The organism is Maribacter algicola, from assembly GCF_003933245.1.
Classification (GTDB): domain Bacteria; phylum Bacteroidota; class Bacteroidia; order Flavobacteriales; family Flavobacteriaceae; genus Maribacter; species Maribacter algicola.
On sequence record NZ_QUSX01000001.1, the window covers coordinates 1,246,360 to 1,262,563 of the forward strand.

13 protein-coding genes and 1 pseudogene are annotated in these 16,204 nt (G+C 41.7%); 9 read left to right on the forward strand and 5 right to left on the reverse strand.

The features are described from left to right. Positions 1 to 31: 31 nt before the first annotated feature. The gene (locus DZC72_RS05275; protein ID WP_125221819.1) at positions 32 to 1,546 is read right to left on the reverse strand and encodes a Do family serine endopeptidase; all 1,515 of its coding nucleotides are present in this window, start codon (positions 1,544 to 1,546) and stop codon (positions 32 to 34) included. A 376-nt stretch (positions 1,547 to 1,922) separates the two neighbouring features. Here DZC72_RS05275 and DZC72_RS05280 point away from each other — a divergent pair, with 376 nt between their 5' ends. From DZC72_RS05280 to DZC72_RS05315, 8 genes and pseudogenes are all read left to right on the forward strand, one after another. Then, entirely contained in the window at positions 1,923 to 2,606 is a 684-nt protein-coding gene (locus tag DZC72_RS05280; RefSeq protein WP_125221820.1) for a TIGR04282 family arsenosugar biosynthesis glycosyltransferase, read from the forward strand. A 60-nt stretch (positions 2,607 to 2,666) separates the two neighbouring features. Continuing rightward, the gene (locus DZC72_RS05285; protein WP_125221821.1) at positions 2,667 to 5,870 is read left to right on the forward strand and encodes a SusC/RagA family TonB-linked outer membrane protein; all 3,204 of its coding nucleotides are present in this window, start codon (positions 2,667 to 2,669) and stop codon (positions 5,868 to 5,870) included. A 10-nt stretch (positions 5,871 to 5,880) separates the two neighbouring features. Then, on the forward strand, positions 5,881 to 7,452 hold the full coding sequence (locus tag DZC72_RS05290; protein WP_243641647.1) for a SusD/RagB family nutrient-binding outer membrane lipoprotein: 1,572 nt from the start codon (positions 5,881 to 5,883) through the stop codon (positions 7,450 to 7,452). A gap of 6 nt (positions 7,453 to 7,458) precedes the next feature. Further along, positions 7,459 to 8,799 carry a sodium:solute symporter family transporter gene (locus tag DZC72_RS05295; protein ID WP_125221822.1) on the forward strand — a complete coding sequence of 447 codons (1,341 nt, stop codon included), beginning with the start codon at positions 7,459 to 7,461 and terminating at the stop codon, positions 8,797 to 8,799. Continuing rightward, a pseudogene (locus tag DZC72_RS05300) lies at positions 8,784 to 9,389 on the forward strand (metallophosphoesterase family protein); the annotation flags it as partial. The gene DZC72_RS05295 and the pseudogene DZC72_RS05300, both read left to right, overlap by 16 nt. Before the next feature lie 264 nt (positions 9,390 to 9,653). Then, a complete protein-coding gene (locus tag DZC72_RS05305) occupies positions 9,654 to 9,989 on the forward strand; it encodes an arsenosugar biosynthesis-associated peroxidase-like protein (protein WP_125222610.1) in 336 nt (111 codons plus the stop codon). Between the two features lie 50 nt (positions 9,990 to 10,039). Further along, entirely contained in the window at positions 10,040 to 11,095 is a 1,056-nt protein-coding gene (gene arsS, locus DZC72_RS05310) for an arsenosugar biosynthesis radical SAM (seleno)protein ArsS (protein WP_125221823.1), read from the forward strand. 273 nt (positions 11,096 to 11,368) lie between these two features. Further along, positions 11,369 to 11,986: a TetR/AcrR family transcriptional regulator gene (locus tag DZC72_RS05315; RefSeq protein ID WP_125221824.1), complete on the forward strand. Its 618-nt coding sequence runs from the start codon at positions 11,369 to 11,371 to the stop codon at positions 11,984 to 11,986. Here the strand turns inward: DZC72_RS05315 and DZC72_RS05320 are convergent. The 3 genes from DZC72_RS05320 to DZC72_RS05330 are packed head-to-tail and all read right to left on the reverse strand — an operon-like array spanning position 11,983 to position 14,589. Continuing rightward, positions 11,983 to 13,032: a glycosyltransferase family 9 protein gene (locus DZC72_RS05320; protein ID WP_243641648.1), complete on the reverse strand. Its 1,050-nt coding sequence runs from the start codon at positions 13,030 to 13,032 to the stop codon at positions 11,983 to 11,985. The genes DZC72_RS05315 and DZC72_RS05320 overlap by 4 nt on opposite strands. Continuing rightward, positions 13,019 to 13,621: a DUF4254 domain-containing protein gene (locus DZC72_RS05325; protein WP_125221825.1), complete on the reverse strand. Its 603-nt coding sequence runs from the start codon at positions 13,619 to 13,621 to the stop codon at positions 13,019 to 13,021. The genes DZC72_RS05320 and DZC72_RS05325 overlap by 14 nt, the downstream gene beginning before the upstream one ends. 29 nt (positions 13,622 to 13,650) lie before the next feature. Further along, a complete protein-coding gene (locus tag DZC72_RS05330) occupies positions 13,651 to 14,589 on the reverse strand; it encodes a DUF6427 family protein (RefSeq protein ID WP_125221826.1) in 939 nt (312 codons plus the stop codon). Between the two features lie 41 nt (positions 14,590 to 14,630). Between DZC72_RS05330 and DZC72_RS05335 the strand changes: the two genes are divergently transcribed. After that, on the forward strand, positions 14,631 to 14,852 hold the full coding sequence (locus DZC72_RS05335) for a DUF6341 family protein (protein ID WP_125221827.1): 222 nt from the start codon (positions 14,631 to 14,633) through the stop codon (positions 14,850 to 14,852). A 54-nt stretch (positions 14,853 to 14,906) separates the two neighbouring features. Here the strand turns inward: DZC72_RS05335 and purD are convergent, their stop codons facing one another. Next, positions 14,907 to 16,178 carry a phosphoribosylamine--glycine ligase gene (gene purD / locus DZC72_RS05340; RefSeq protein WP_125221828.1) on the reverse strand — a complete coding sequence of 424 codons (1,272 nt, stop codon included), beginning with the start codon at positions 16,176 to 16,178 and terminating at the stop codon, positions 14,907 to 14,909. Positions 16,179 to 16,204: the final 26 nt, after the last annotated feature.

Below are 16,204 nucleotides of genomic sequence, written 5' to 3' on the forward strand. Positions count from 1 at the left end.
ACGGCATTAAAGTTAACCAAATACCACTAGTTTACGAATCCAATCCGAAGGCATAATAATATTTACTTCCATCTTCATAGACGCCTTCAATCATTACCCCGCCTTTTTTGTTTTCCAAAATTTCGGCAACATCTTCAACATTGCGAACACGTTTGGCATCTATATGGGTTATTATAAAGCCTTCCCGCATTTGGGTTTCCTTCTTGATTTTTCCTGGATACAGCTTGTTCACCTGTACACCGCCATCCAAGTCAAGTTTCTCGGCCAAATCCTTATCCAAGTTTTCAAAATCGGCTCCAAGGAGGTTCAATATTTCCTTTTTCTCCTTTTTCACGAGCTTGGTTGTTCCGTTGACATTTTCAAGGATTACTTTGAATTCCTTTTCCTTACCATCTCTATTGACAAGTAGAATTACTTCATCTCCAGGTCTTTTACTGGCTATGATTTCCTGTAGTCTTGGGGAGGTAGTGGTTTCCTCTCCGTTCACCTCAAGTATAATATCTCCAGATTGAATTCCGGCCTTGTCAGCTGCACTGTTCTCACCAACCTGCTCGATCCAAACACCTTTTGTGAAGTCTACCTTCTTTTCCTTGGCAAGGTTGCTATCCATAGTCCGTATGGTCACGCCCAACATTCCTCGTTGAACCGCTCCATATTTCAACAGGTCTTCCACCACTTTAGTAACGATATTACTGGGCACTGCAAATCCATATCCGGTATAAGTACCTGTCCTACTAGCGATTGCCGTATTTATCCCAACAAGATTACCATCTAGATTTACCAGGGCCCCACCACTGTTTCCGGGGTTGATGGCAGCATCGGTCTGGATAAAACTTTCTACGGCAAACTTATCTTGATTGATATTGATACTTCTCGCCTTGGCACTCACAATACCAGCGGTTACGGTAGAGTTAAGACCCATTGGGTTACCAACGGCCAAAACCCATTCACCTACCTCAACATCATCGGAATTTACCAAAGACATGGTACTCAAGTTATCGGCATCAATCTGCAGCAAGGCCAAATCTGTAGTTGGATCGGTCCCAATGACCGTTGCCTTATAGGATTCGTTGTTATAAAGGGTAACCTCAACCTCATCGGCATTATCGATCACATGGTTGTTCGTAATGATATAACCCTGATCGTTTATGATAACTCCTGACCCAGTACCGATTCTAGGTTGGGAGCGCATCCCTTCTGGACTTTGTCCTTTGAACATATCGCCGAAAAATTCCTTAAAGGGATCTGGAAGTTCCCTGCCTTGATTTCCATAATTAGGAGACGATTGGGTAGATTTGATGTGCACTACCGCATCCAATACTTTTTTGGAAGTATCCGTAAAATCCAACGGTTTAATGTTTCCTTCCTCGTCCGCGGTATAGAGCACATGCTTCCCTTGTACCGTTTCTACCGTAGTCACACCCTTAATTTCCTCTTTTTCATTTAACTCGTTGATTCCTATAACACCTAGGCTTACTGCCAAGGCGATAGCGGCAGAAAAGAGGTATACTTTTAAACTGCTTTTGTTTGATTTGTTTGTATCCATTTTATTTTCGATTTAAAATTATTTTTTCAACACGCTCCTATTCATTCAATTCCTGTGCCACTTAAAGTCATGTAATTGCTAAAAAATGTTTAAAATTCCGCACATTTTTAAGTTGTTTTTTAGACTCGCGGTTTCGATACAAGAAAAAATCAGAAAATAGTGAAAGGAAGACGATTTTTGCCGACTTTTTCCTAATATGACAGGTATTTACACTAATTATTAAATGTATTTAGAAACCGTACGGTCAAGCGCATTGTACATTTTCTGCCATTTTGACTTGTTTTTATTTTGCCGATTTGCAGTAAAAAGTTAGACAAAACAAAACCCTTGGATTTTTTTGTCGTATGTTTAAAAAAGAAAGTTAACTGAATCCTTAATGCAAAGTACCGCCGTTCTTATTTTCGCGAACTCTTCCCAGGAAGAAAAGCGATACAAACCCCTTCAAAGGGGCGAGGTACTGTTCGATTCCTTGACCAATACAGTAATCCGGAAGGTCAAGCAATCAAAATTGACCTACTTCCATATATCCGAAAAACATCAAAAAGGTACTTCCTTTGGGGAACGATTTTCCAATGCGGTGCAAAGTGTCTTTGACAAAGGGTTTGACAACGTAATTACTGTCGGAAACGACACTCCCCATCTTCAAACGGCACACATTACGACCGCCGCAAAGGCCCTGGCCGATGGCAAGACCGTAATTGGTCCTTCCTTGGACGGCGGTTTCTATCTAATGGGCATCCATAAGGCCGATTTTAACAGGGAGAACTTCCAGAATTTGCCATGGCAAAAATTCAACCTGTTGAAATCGTTATTGGACAACCTTCAAGAAAATTCCTTTCCCATTGTTCAATTACCGACTTTTAGGGACATCGATTCCATTAAGGATATTCTTTCCTTGGTCAACCATATAAGGTCAATCTCCGTTTCGATACAAAGACTTTTTGCCCTTTGCCTTTGGACCAAACAACAATTTTTCCTTCTAGAGGAAAATTTATATACATCCATTTTACTCCAAAATCCCTATAACAAAGGGTCCCCAGTGTTAGTACATATCCAGTAATATGTCCACGTAGGATTTTAACGCCTTCGTGTAAAGTTGAACTAACACCACCAAAAAAACATGAAATATGTATTGTGGGTCGTGCTATTTTTCATGACCACCATCAATTTTGCCCAAGAGAGCATATCGGGCACCGTATCCGATGTGTCAGGAGCAGCCCTTCCTTATGTGAACGTACTTGTATCGGGCACTAATAAGGGAACCATAACAAATGAAGAAGGCGCATACCGAATAACCGTAACAGAAGGAAGCGGTAGTTTGAAGTTTTCCGCCATTGGATACGAGACCCAAATAATCCCTATTGATGTTACATCCGTTCTAAACATTGTGCTAAAAGAAGCATCGGAACAATTGGACGAAGTAGTATTGACGGCCCTCGGTTTAAAAAGGGAAACCAAAGAGCTGGGCTACGTGGTACAAAGTTTAGACGCGGAAGGGGTTGCGGAAGTAAAGGCAGTAAATTTTTTGGATAATCTCGCCGGAAAACTTGCCGGCGTAACCATAAGCCAAGGACCAACGGGAGTTGGATCGACCTCGAAAGTAACGATCAGGGGGGAAGCCTCGTTCTCCAACAACAATCCTTTATTTATCGTTGACGGAGTTCCCATTAACAATAATTCGGTCTTTAATTTCACCAACGAAGCCGCCGCCGGTTTCCAGGAAATAGATTTTGGAAACGGGGCCATGGAGGTAAATCCAGATGATATTGCAGAAGTTTCCGTACTAAAAGGTCCCAGCGCAGCTGCCCTATATGGGACCAGAGCTTCAAACGGTGTTATAGTTATCGAGACCAAAAGCGGTAGAAACTCCAAAGGGATAGGGATAAATTACAACACGAGTTTCTTTGTGGATACGGCATTTCAGTTACCCGATTTCCAAAACGAATATGGCCAAGGCCAATCTGGAGTCTTTGAATTTGTTGATGGTCTTGGAGGCGGTATCAGTGACAACATTACCTACAGCTGGGGACCAAGATTGGATGTGGGCAATTTAATCGCCCAGTTTGATAGTCCCGTAAACCTGCCGGATGGTAGCGTAGTCAGAGGGGGTGATACCGCACTCTACAATGGATTGCCCATTACACCAACGCCTTTTGTTTCACATCCAGAAAATCTAAAGGATTTTTATAGAACAGGGACCACGTTAATCAATAACATTGCCATTGGAGCTTCTTTTGAAAAAGGGGATTACCGACTTTCCGTTACCGACTTACGTAGTGAATCCATTATTCCTGGCGTGAATTTGGACAGGCAGACCATAAGTACCCGATTGGGCTTTAGACCTACTGAGAAACTAAAAATCAACACGACCATCAATTATGTGAATTCAAAGAGCGATAATCGTCCGTCCAACGGTTATGGCTCTGAAAATGTAAATTATTCCTTGGTGGGATGGGGCCCTAGGTCCCTAAATATGGAAAGTTTGCGGGATTATTGGCAACCTGGTTTGGAGGGTGTACAACAGTACTCTTTTAACTACACCTTCTTTGACAACCCGTTTTTTATTATGTACGAAAATAGAAACTCCTTTAACAGGGACCGTATTTTCGGGAATGTTTCTGCAAGTTATGATATCACGGAGCATTTGACGGCATCGGTACGGTCTGGAATGGATTATTCAAGTGAACTGAGACAATTGAGACGCGCCTTTAGTTCCAATAGGTTTCAAAATGGCGGGTATGCGGAGCACGACGTATTTTACAGGGAGGTAAATACGGACTTTCTTTTGAACTATACCAATCGGTTCAATAAATGGGCCTTGGATGCCAGTGTAGGTGGAAACCGGCTGGACCAAAAAGCTTTTACCTCACAATCCCAAGCTACCAGTTTGGCGCAACCCGGTATCTTTAGATTGTCCAACGCAGCTTCGCCAGTTGAAGTCTTTGAGTTTGAATCCAACAAACGCATCAATAGTTTTTACGGACTGGTAAAATTGGGGTACGCCGACTTTCTATTTTTGGACGTTACCGGAAGAAACGACTGGTCAAGTGCCCTGGCAACGCCTATTTCTGTGGATAATACCTCGTTCTTTTACCCATCCGTATCCACAAGTTTTGTCCTTTCCGAAGTGGTGCAACTTCCAGCCGCAGTATCCTTTGCAAAACTGCGGGCCAGTTGGGCGCAAGTGGGGAACGATACCAATCCCTATCAAACCACAAGCTCCTTTATAGCCCGTACGCCTTTTAACGGTCAGCCCACATTTAGCGATCAGAATACGATCGCAAACCCAAACCTGAGACCAGAACGCACTTCCTCCATTGAAGTTGGAGCGGATGTACGTTTTTTTGGCGATCAGTTTAGTTTTGATATATCCTATTACAATGCCCTCACAAAGGACCAGATCATTTCGTTGCCTATTGGCATCTCTTCCGGGTACACCCAACAGGTGGTAAATGCGGGTAGTGTACGATCCAGAGGTGTCGAAATTATTGCAGGAATTTCTCCTGTATTATCAGAAAATTTCAGGTGGAACAGTACCTTGAATTTCAGTACAAACCGCGCCATCGTAGAGGACTTGCCCCAAGAAGATGGGCGATTGACATTGGCCTATTCCAGAATCTATGATAGTCAAAACCAAACGGTATTTTTTCAGGTAGAGGAAGGAGGGCGCGTTGGCGATCTCTATGGCACAGGGTATCTAAAAAATGACAATGGCGACTTTATACTTACCAACGAGGGCCGATACATTCCAGATAACGAACTAAGGAAATTAGGCAATTACAATCCAGATTTCACGCTAGGGTTTAACAATCAATTCCATTACAAAAATTGGAACCTAGGTTTTCTACTCGACTGGCGCCAGGGCGGGATTATTGTTTCAAGGACGAGGGCCCTAGGAAATGTGGGAGGTCAATTGGCAGAGACTTCCTTTCGCCCGGAGGAAGGAATCGTTCCCCAAGGTGTCGTAAATATTGGAACGGATGAAAACCCTGTCTATGAACCCAATACGGTAGCCGTTTCGGCTGAGAGTTATTATCGACAATTTTATGACCGAAACCACGAGGAAAACAATACCTATGACGCCTCTTTTCTAAAATTAAGGCAGTTTTCCTTAGGCTATACATTTACCGACCTTTCCCTTTTTAACCAAAACGCGACCTTAAACCTGTCCCTGATCGGAAGAAACCTTTTTGCCCTAACGGAGAATCCGCATTTTGACCCCGAACAATTGGCGGTTCAGGGGCAGGGATTTATAAGTGGTGTCGAGGATATGTCCTATGCCACAACAAGAAGTATTGGAATTAAAGCCGGATTTAATTTTTAAGAATAAGAAAATGAAGTTTATATATAAAACAGTTGTAAATGGTATTCTTAGCTGCCACTCCGTGCTTTTAGAAACATGGTCTATGAGCAAGTGTATCTTTACTGTCGGTTCGAGCAGAATCCAGAACAATTGGATAAAATCAAAATTGAGCTTGATAGGTGTATTTGTACTTGTACTTTTGGGTACCACATCCTGTACCCAGGATTTTGAGGATATAAATACGAATCCAAATGCGCCCGTAAATGTACAGCCCAATCTGCTCTTGAGGCAGGTAATTTATGATTACGGGGAGCAAATGTCCTACGAAGGGTTTACGGCAGGCAATCTTTTGGGGCAGTATACCACGGCTTTGGATTTTAACCTTTTTGATAGGCATAATTTAAAATCGCCCCAACTTGGAGGAAATCCCTGGCCCATATTCTATCAGAATCTTAGGGATAATGAACTGATCTTAAATCTATCCCTTGAAAATCCTTCCTTTAGGGTTTATGAAGGGCCAGCACGTATCATGAAGGCCTATATGGCCGCTGCCCTGACAGATCTTTTTGGGGATGTCCCCTATTCCGAAGCTTTTAGGGGAAATCAAGGTCCCGTCACGCCCGTCTACGATGCCCAGGAAGATATTTATATGGGTGAAAACGGAATATTCGATAATCTAACCAAGGGTATAGCGGCTATCCAGTCATATGATGGCAATATCGCTTTAGAAGGCGATATCCTGTTCAACGGAGATTTGCAGGGCTGGGTACGCTTTGCCAACTCCCTTAGGATAAAATATCTAATGCGGGTATCCTCAAAAATGGACGTTTCCGCAGAATTACAATCTATTTACAATGCTGATACCTTCATAAAAGAAAACGGCCAAAATGCCATTTTTAACTTTACCGATGGGGAACCCAACAATTTTAGGTTGGCAAGATTGCGAATAGGTGACTTCAACAATTTTGTCATGTCTGAAACCATGGAGGAAATCCTTGTCGATCTAGATGATGCCCGTATATCGAGGTTGTTCAGACCCTTTGCCAATAGTGAAACTGGTGATGAATATAATGGTCTATTGAACGGTATCGATGCATCCTCCACTACGGTTACCTTGGCCGATTACTCTTTGGCGGGCACCATATTCCGGGAAAATACAGGCTTATTGGATACCAATTTTATGACCAGTATGGAAACGTATTTCCTATTGGCGGAAGCGGCACAAAGGGGCTTAATTTCTGCCGATGCCCAAAACTTGTATGAAATTGGTGTGACCCAAGCCTTCGACTATTGGCAGGTGGACTTGCCAAGCGATTATCTTTCGGGAACCGGGGCAATGGAAAATGGCGACCCTTTGGAAAATATTATCACCCAAAAATGGATCGCCAATATGATCAATGGTTATGAGGGTTGGGTCGAATATAGAAGAACCGGTTTTCCCCAACTCAAAACGATATCGGCCAGTCTAAACGATGACCTAATTCCTGTAAGAATGCCCTACCCGGCGGAGGAAGAAGCGTTGAACAACCAAAATTATACCACGGCCGCCAACAACACGGATGGCAATAGTATCAATGTAAATGTGTGGTGGGACCAAGAATAATCTAAAATGAGCGACCTAGTATTTTGGCAGTGGGGATTGATTCTAGTATCTAGTTTGGTACTGTTTCTTCTTTCCCCATACGCAAAAGATACCAATCAGTTTTTTAATGCGGTTCAAAAAAGGGGCACGCCCAATACCTTTGTCCTTATGGGCAGTTTGATTATCTCATGGATTTTTGCCAAAAGCATAACCAATGCCGCCAACCTAGGTTTGGAATTTGGTATCGTTGGTGGGATTGCCTATGCGGGTTACTATGTGTCCTTTGCCGTTGCGGGTTTCATTATATACCAAATGAGGGTAAAAGCAAAATATACCAGTATCCATCATTTCTTGACCTCCAAGTTTGGAAAAAGAGCGGTTTCCCTGTTTTCTATGTTGATTGCCATTCGATTGTTCAATGAAGTTTGGAGCAATACCATGGTCATTGGGTCCTATTTTGGGGAAGCTGGGTCGAGTCCGTATTACTGGAGTATCCTGATTTTTACCTTGCTAACATTGGCCTATGTTATCAAGGGCGGCATGAGCAGTTCCATTTTTACCGATGTCGTACAAATGGCCTTGTTCACCCTATTACTAGTGATAATACTTCTTACCATATACGGACCTAAGACCGATTTTATGGTAAAGGACACGGTCAGTTCAGGTATATGGTCCTTTGAAACGGGACTAAACCTATTGTTCGCCGCGATAATTCAATCCTTTAGTTATCCCTTTCACGACCCGGTTCTAACGGACAGGGGGTTCATCAGCAGCCCTAAGGTGACTTTAAAAAGTTTTCTAGGAGCCAGTTTTCTTGGTGCCCTATGCATAGTCCTTTTTAGTTTTATAGGGATATATGCGCAGTCCGAAGGCTTAGCTGGACAGGCCGCTGTAGAAGTGGGAAAGGCATTTGGTATCATAGTCCTACTTATCATAAATTTCATCATGATTACCTCGGCCGCCTCCACTTTGGATTCCACATTCTCCTCCTTCTCTAAATTAATAGCGATCGATTTGAAATTTGGCAACAGTTTGAGCATTGGAAGATGGTCCATGGTCCTTATTGCCATATTGGGAACGATTCCCGTTTTTTTGGATGCCGAAATTTTATCGGCTACGACCATCAGCGGCACTATGGTCATTGGGCTTACGCCGATATTCATTTTTTGGAAAGGAAAGGCTCCTAAAATTAGTTTTCATCTGAGCGTTATGTGCGGATTGTTCTTTGGCCTATTGCTTGTTTTTAAAAGCTTTCCGGAGCAATTAATATTTACAGAAGGAAAATATGCCGATTTGCTTTGGATCAACGTCTGGGGAATACTTTGTTGTACACTTTTATATTTTATACCTATATGGAGCAAAAAATAAAGGACTTAGGAACCAAGGAAGGTACATTGCTGCTTTTTGGTGGCGTCTATAGCAACCTACAGGCCATAGAAAAATTGATTTTACTAGCCAAGGAAGCGGGTATCCCCCCAGAAAACTGTATCTGTACAGGAGACATCACAGGATACTGCGCCCAACCCGAAGAAACGATTCAAGCCTTTAAAAATTGGGGCGCATTGTCGATCGCTGGCAACGTAGAAATACAGCTTTCTAACGATAGTGAGGACTGCGGTTGCGATTTTAAGTCGGGCGGACGTTGTGATGGATTCTCAAAGATGTGGTTTCCCTATACAAAAATGAACCTATCGCAAGACTCCCTCGAATGGATTTCGGCCCTGCCCGAGTACCTTAGTTTTACGTATGCGGGTAAAAAAGCGACCGTAGTTCATGGAAACTATGGCAATGTATCGGAATTCATATTTAAATCCAATGCACAGGATAGTAAGGAAAGGTCTTTTCAAGCAACCAACAGTCAAGTAATTATTGCTGGACATTGCGGTTTACCATTTCATCAGAAAATAAAAGATAAACTCTGGATAAATCCTGGGGTCATTGGAATGCCCGCAAATGATGGAACCACTAGGGTATGGTATCTTCTTTTGGAACAATCTGATGGGGAAATCGTTTTTCACCACCGTAGCTTTGAATATGACCATAATAAGGCCCAACGAAGAATGCTGGACAATAATTTGCCAGAGGAGTATGCGGACACTCTAGTTTCGGGTATTTGGGACAATATGGAAATACTTCCTGAAGTGGAGAAAATGGGTCAAGGAATTCCCATAGGATTGGATACAACTATAAATCAGAACATAAAATCACAAACAAATAAAACAATGGCAGATTCTTATTACGACCCCAAGGACTTGAGAAAGTTTGGTAAAATAACAGAATGGAGTGAGGAACTAGGTACCAAGTTCTTTGACTATTACGGAAAAGTTTTTGAAGCCGGTGCCCTTACGGCGAGGGAAAAATCCCTTATCGCCCTAGCCGTTTCCCATGTAGTAAAATGCCCTTATTGTATAGATGCCTATACCAAGGACGGATTACAAAAAGGGATAACCAAGGAGGAAATGATGGAGGCCGTGCACGTAGGTGCGGCCATTGAAAGTGGTGCCACCTTAGTCCACGGAGTACAAATGATGAACAAATACAACAAACTATCCATGTAAAGGGCCGTAAATATCCCAAAAATGAAGTTTGATTTTTAAATACAGAAATTATGGCAACAAAGTCGTTAAAGGCGCAAGGAGATGAATTGGCGGTTTCCAACAAACAATTGGAAATTCTGAACGGAGGTATTTTTGCCGATGGGGAACTCCCCTATTTTAAGGATAAGATCCATCAAATTGATCAGTTCCCGTTGCGCCCCAGGAAATTGGAAATACTGCAGATCAATGTAGGATATATGTGCAACCAGGTCTGTGAGCATTGCCATGTTGATGCCGGTCCGGACCGAAAGGAAATCATGACACGCGAAACCATGCAACTATGTCTGGAAGTCATTAGAAACACCGGCGCACATACCTTGGATTTAACTGGTGGGGCCCCAGAAATGAACCCAGATTTCAGATGGTTTGTTGAAGAGGCAGCCAAAGCTGGTATACAGGATTTTATTGTCCGATCCAATTTGACCATCATTAGGGCCAACAAGAAATACCATGATTTGCCGGATTTCTTCAAAAAACATAATGTACACGTAGTATCCTCAATGCCCCATTGGACTCGGGGTAAAACGGATAAACAACGTGGGGATGGTGTTTTTGACAAATCCATTAAAGCGCTGCAGGAATTGAACGAGAGAGGTTATGGCATGCCGGGCAGCGATTTACGGTTGGACTTGGTCTATAACCCTTCTGGAGCCTATTTGCCTGGAGACCAGGGGGCTATGGAAAAAGACTTTAAAAAGGCCCTCAAGGAAGATTTTGGTATCGAGTTCCATAATTTGTTCGCCATCACAAATTTGCCCATTGCCCGCTTTCTGGATTACTTGATAGCTTCTGAAAATTACGAAGACTATATGTATGCACTTGTGGAGGCATATAATCCGGCAGCTGTTGCCAATGTGATGTGCAGGAATACCATTTCCGTGAGTTGGGATGGATGGCTATACGATTGCGATTTTAATCAAATGCTGGATTTAAAGGTCGCCAGTAAAATAAAACATATCAAGGATTACAACGAGGATATTCTAAACGATAGGAATATCATCATTTCCCAACACTGTTATGGCTGTACGGCCGGTGCCGGCAGTAGTTGTCAGGGTACTGTGGCTTAAGCCTCCCCTAACCCCTCCAAAGGAGGGGTATTTTTATTCTACTTTGGTGGTATCAGACATGAACTATGTCAAGTCACAAGTTGTTAATCCTTAAAATTGTTCACATAAACCGACCACTTGGTCGGTTTTCATTTTTAAAAAAGTAGTAGTTCATCGGGTTTTTGAACGTTCGCCGATTTTTTTCTTCATCATATCCAAAGAATCGAATTTCACCCAGCATCGGTCGGTTCTTTGTATAGACCAAACGGTCGGATTAACCCAAATCTTGAAATCATGGATAAAAATTTAAAACGCATGGCTACCATGCACCGCATGCAAACCGCTGGATTGGAACTATTTTATGCAAATGGGTATTATGCCACCAGCGTTGACGACATTCTGAAAAAACTATCCTTATCCAAAGGTGCCTTTTATTACCACTTTGTATCGAAAGAGGATTTCTTTATACAAATCATTCAAAACTTATTGGCGAGAAAAATATACAGCGTACTAATTGAACCTATAGAGGGCCATGACAATCCCCTTGAGCAAATAGTCGATTGTTTTGAAGACGCTTTGCAAACCGCCGTTCACAATGACATGGACTTTGGTTGTGTCCTCAATAATTTCTTGACCGAATTTCGCGGAAAGGACCAAAAAATAATGAAACATCTTTGTGATATATTTTCCATTTGGGAGGTAAATCTAGTTTCAGCCTTGCAAAAAGGGAAGTTTAATGGCTACGTAGATCGCCATGTAGATTGTGAGGCGGCAGCCACTTATTTAATAAGCTCTTATTTTGGTGTTCGTACCTTGATGGTAGGAACTACCCCTAGTGCCAGGAAATATCGCTTTATGAGCCAATTACGAGTTTATCTAAAATCCTTGGAGCCTAAAAAAGTTGTCGCCTAGTCAATTATAAGTATTTGCCGAACTCTTTTTACAATCTGTTCAGGTGAAATTGTTTTCATGACTTGATCATATCCCGGCGGAAATTTGTTTCCGTAAACAGATGTAGGTATCAGGGGGAATTCTTTCCTGTTCGAAACAATTTGGTTTTCAACCGACTGGCCAAAGGGTGCAAAGCCAGCTGCCGGATGTGTTACGCCCCACAAAGTAATTACAGGAACACCGTACATAGCTGCCAAATGGCCGTTTGCGCTATCCATGGAAATCATTACCTCCAAATTACTGATTAGGGCGAGTTCCGCTTTAAACGGTAATTTTCCCGCTACCGAGGTGCATCCAGCGTATTGTTGTTCCCAATCCTCCAAAACTGTCCGCTCTTTTTGGCCACCTCCAAAAAGAAGTATTTTTACATCTTTCATTGCGGCCAATTCCGAAATCAAAATCTCCATTAATGCAAGAGGGTATATTTTACCGGAAAAAGCGGCAAAGGGTGCGATACCTACTACCTTCTTGCCTTTAGGAAAAAAACTAGAACCTAAATCGGCGACTAATCTATGTTTTTCCAAAATATGCACATTGTGAACGGGAAATTCAAAACCATGTCTTTTGAAAACCGATTGATACCTCAAGTACATTGGAATTAGAGGATTTAGTTCCTTTATTTTTCCCGAAGTCAGTTCCCTTTTCTCCTTTCTACCCTTGTCCAATTGTTCAATAGGGATACCGTTTAATTTAAAAAAGATTTTTAGAATATTACTGCGTAGCACATTGTGAAGATCTGCCACGGCATCCACATCCATCCCCCTAAGCTGTTTAAAAAGTTTCCATAGACCCAAAGCCCCTTTATGCACGCCTTTTACATCGGCAATAAAAACACCTACGTTGGGAATTTCAGATACAATGGGTGCAAAAAATGGTTTGGTAAGAAATGTAATTTTTAGATCGGGATATTTTTCGGTCAGTGCAAGTAGCACAGGAACCGTCATGGCCACATCTCCCATGGCCGATAACCTGATAACCAATATATGCCCTTTCCTATTTTTGGCCACGAAGGATGGGATTTAGTTCCTCATCGTTGTACATCTTCATTTGCTTGTACACTTTCATGTATTTGTTGCCTTCTTCTATATCTTTCAACAATTGGTCGATGGCCATCGAAAGATCTCTGCGCTGCTCCATAAGAATATCCAATTTGTCCTGACACCTTTTTAGATGTTCCTGGGATGCATCCTCCCGGTTCACCTCTTCCTGCATGTGGTAAATTTTCAAGGCGAGAATGGAAAGTCGGTCTATCGCCCAGGCAGGGCTCTCCGTATTGATGGTGGCGTTCTCCTTGATTTCTACTGATCGGTATTTATTAAGGAAGTACCCGTCAATATATTCAACGAGGTCCGTTCTGTCCTGATTGCTGGCATCGATTTTACGCTTTAAATCCAAGGCCGCTTTGGGTTCAATATTTGGATCCCTTATAATATCCTCATAGTGCCATTGCACGGTGTCGATCCAATTCTTTCGGTAAAGTAAATGGGCTATATCCTCCTTTGGATAGGGATTGTTAAACACTTGATCTACATCATCCTTTTTGTGATATGTATGGATACTTTCCTCGAAAACCTTTACCGCAAAGTCGCTGAACATAATTTAATTTTTAACAAAGATACCTTATATCAGGAAATCAATAGATTTCCCAAAAAAATCGCCGTTGGAAACAAAATACTGGCAATCAATAGTATTTCCCGAAATTTTTCGCGCTTTATGGACTGCACATAATTGGTCATTAAAATGACCGTGGGGAAAAAGGTGATAATCAATGCATGACTATTCCCTGAAAGTACCAATAGGTTTAGCAATAACCCCAAAACAAAGGAAAGGACCACCAAACGTATCATAATAATCCTTCCTACACCGGCTTTGCCCAATTTTAGAAAAGCCCAAAAGATAAGTGCTACATTTAAGACAATATAAAATCCGATTTTCACGCTTGGAATAAGGTCAAATGTAAACAAGTTTTTAATGTCCAGTTGAAAACTATAGTGTTCCAAAAGCCAGTCAAGTTGGTCAAAAATCGATAAAAACCCGATCAGTATGAGCAAAAAGCATATTGTCGAAGATATAATTACAAGCCAGTTTCGCAAGTTTTTTGGTTCATAAATAAAAATAGCCGAGAGCACCAAAACCAAATAGAGTATGCCCCAATCATAAAAAAGGCTGCCTACGAGTATCCATAAACTTGCGTCAAATATCTTTAGTTTGATGTTCTTAAGGGATTTTATACTGAGGATTCTCCTAAAGGCAAGTAATAGGAAGAAATTGCAAAAGATGGCATTGGAATCGCCCATAGTTGCGGGAAACACCATTAAAAATAGTGTAAAAAACAGGATGGCGTAAGAATTGTTCTTGGTCAACTTATTTCGTTTTACTATGAAATCCATAATAAATACACTAAATAATAATACGACCAATACAATAAGTTCCTTTAAGGGACTTACGTCGTTTACATCAAGATTTAGCACAAAAACCTTTGTTGTAGGATATAAAAGAAAGATAAAACTGAACAGTATGACAAAGTTTACCGGTTTTGTTTTACCAAAAATGCTTGAAATCATGGATGATTTTTATACTTTTGCCTTGTAAATATAGCAATAAGATGAAGTCATTTTTTTACGGTATCGAGGATTTGTTTGTCAATGTACTTTTCGCACCATTGGATGCATTGCGATTTATGGAAAGCTGGACACTATCCAATATTTTGAACTGGATATTTATGTTAATCGGCTTTGTAGCATTTGTGTATTGGATGTTGGAGCTGAAAAAGTTCAACGATAACGGTGAAGAGGATAAGTCGATTTCTTCCCACTCGTACCTATAAAGATCAACATTTAAAAAAATCGGCATTTTCCAAATTGGAAAATGCCGATTTTCTTTATAGGTCAAAACCTATATCCCGCCGGTAATTCATTCCCTCAAATTGTATCTTTTGAACGTTTTTGTAGGAAATTGCCAAAGCTTCCTTATATGATTCCCCGTAGGAAGTTACTGCCAAGACCCTTCCGCCATTTGTTAGTATTTTACCTTCTTTAAGGGTGGTACCCGCATGGAAAACAATGGAGTCCTCAATCGTGTCAATCCCTTTTATCTCCTTTCCCTTTTCATAAGCACCTGGATATCCGCCTGAAACCGTCATCACCGTAGTGGTGGCTCGTGCATCGATTTTAATCGCTACATCGTTTAAACCTCCTTTGGCAACGGCTTGCATCAGTTCCACAAAATCATTTTGAATCCGTGGTAATACGACTTCCGTTTCCGGATCTCCCATGCGAACGTTGTACTCGATTACTTTTGGTTCATCGCCCACTTTGATCAATCCTATAAATATGAATCCCTTATAGGGTAGATTATCCAATTTAAGGCCCTCTATGGTAGGTTTTACTATTTGGTCATGTACTTTGTCCATAAAGGTCTTATCGGCGAAAGGGACTGGTGAAATGGCCCCCATACCGCCCGTATTGAGACCTGTATCGCCCTCCCCGATTCTTTTATAGTCCTTGGCCGTGGGCAGAACTTTATAGTTTAAACCGTCGGTAAGCACAAAAACACTTAATTCTATACCTTCCAAAAATTCCTCTATGACCACAGTGGTACTGGCACTACCAAATTTTGCGTCCACCAACATGGATTTCAACTCCATTTTTGCTTCGTTCAGGTCCTTGAGAATGACCACACCCTTGCCCGCTGCCAGACCATCCGCTTTCAATACATAAGGAGGTTCCAAACTCTCTAGAAATTCATATCCCTCGTTCAATAATTCTGCAGTAAAACTTTGGTATTTGGCCGTAGGAATATTATGACGCATCATAAACTCCTTGGCAAACTCCTTACTACCCTCCAATTTTGCCGCTATTTTTTGAGGGCCGATAACGGGAATGCTTTTTAATTGAGCATCTTCCAAGAAATAATCATGAACGCCGTTCACCAAAGGGTCTTCTGGGCCAACAATCACCAAGTCGATTACCTTTTCCAGCACGGCCTCCTTGATTTTTTCAAAATCGTTTACACCAATTGGTATGTTTTCGCCTAAATTGGAGGTGCCCGCATTTCCAGGGGCAATGTAGAGCCTTGATAAATGATCGCTTTGGGACAACTTCCAAGCGAAAGCATGTTCGCGGCCCCCAGATCCAAGAATTAAAATGTTCATGAGTAGACTTTTGACAAAAGTAAGCT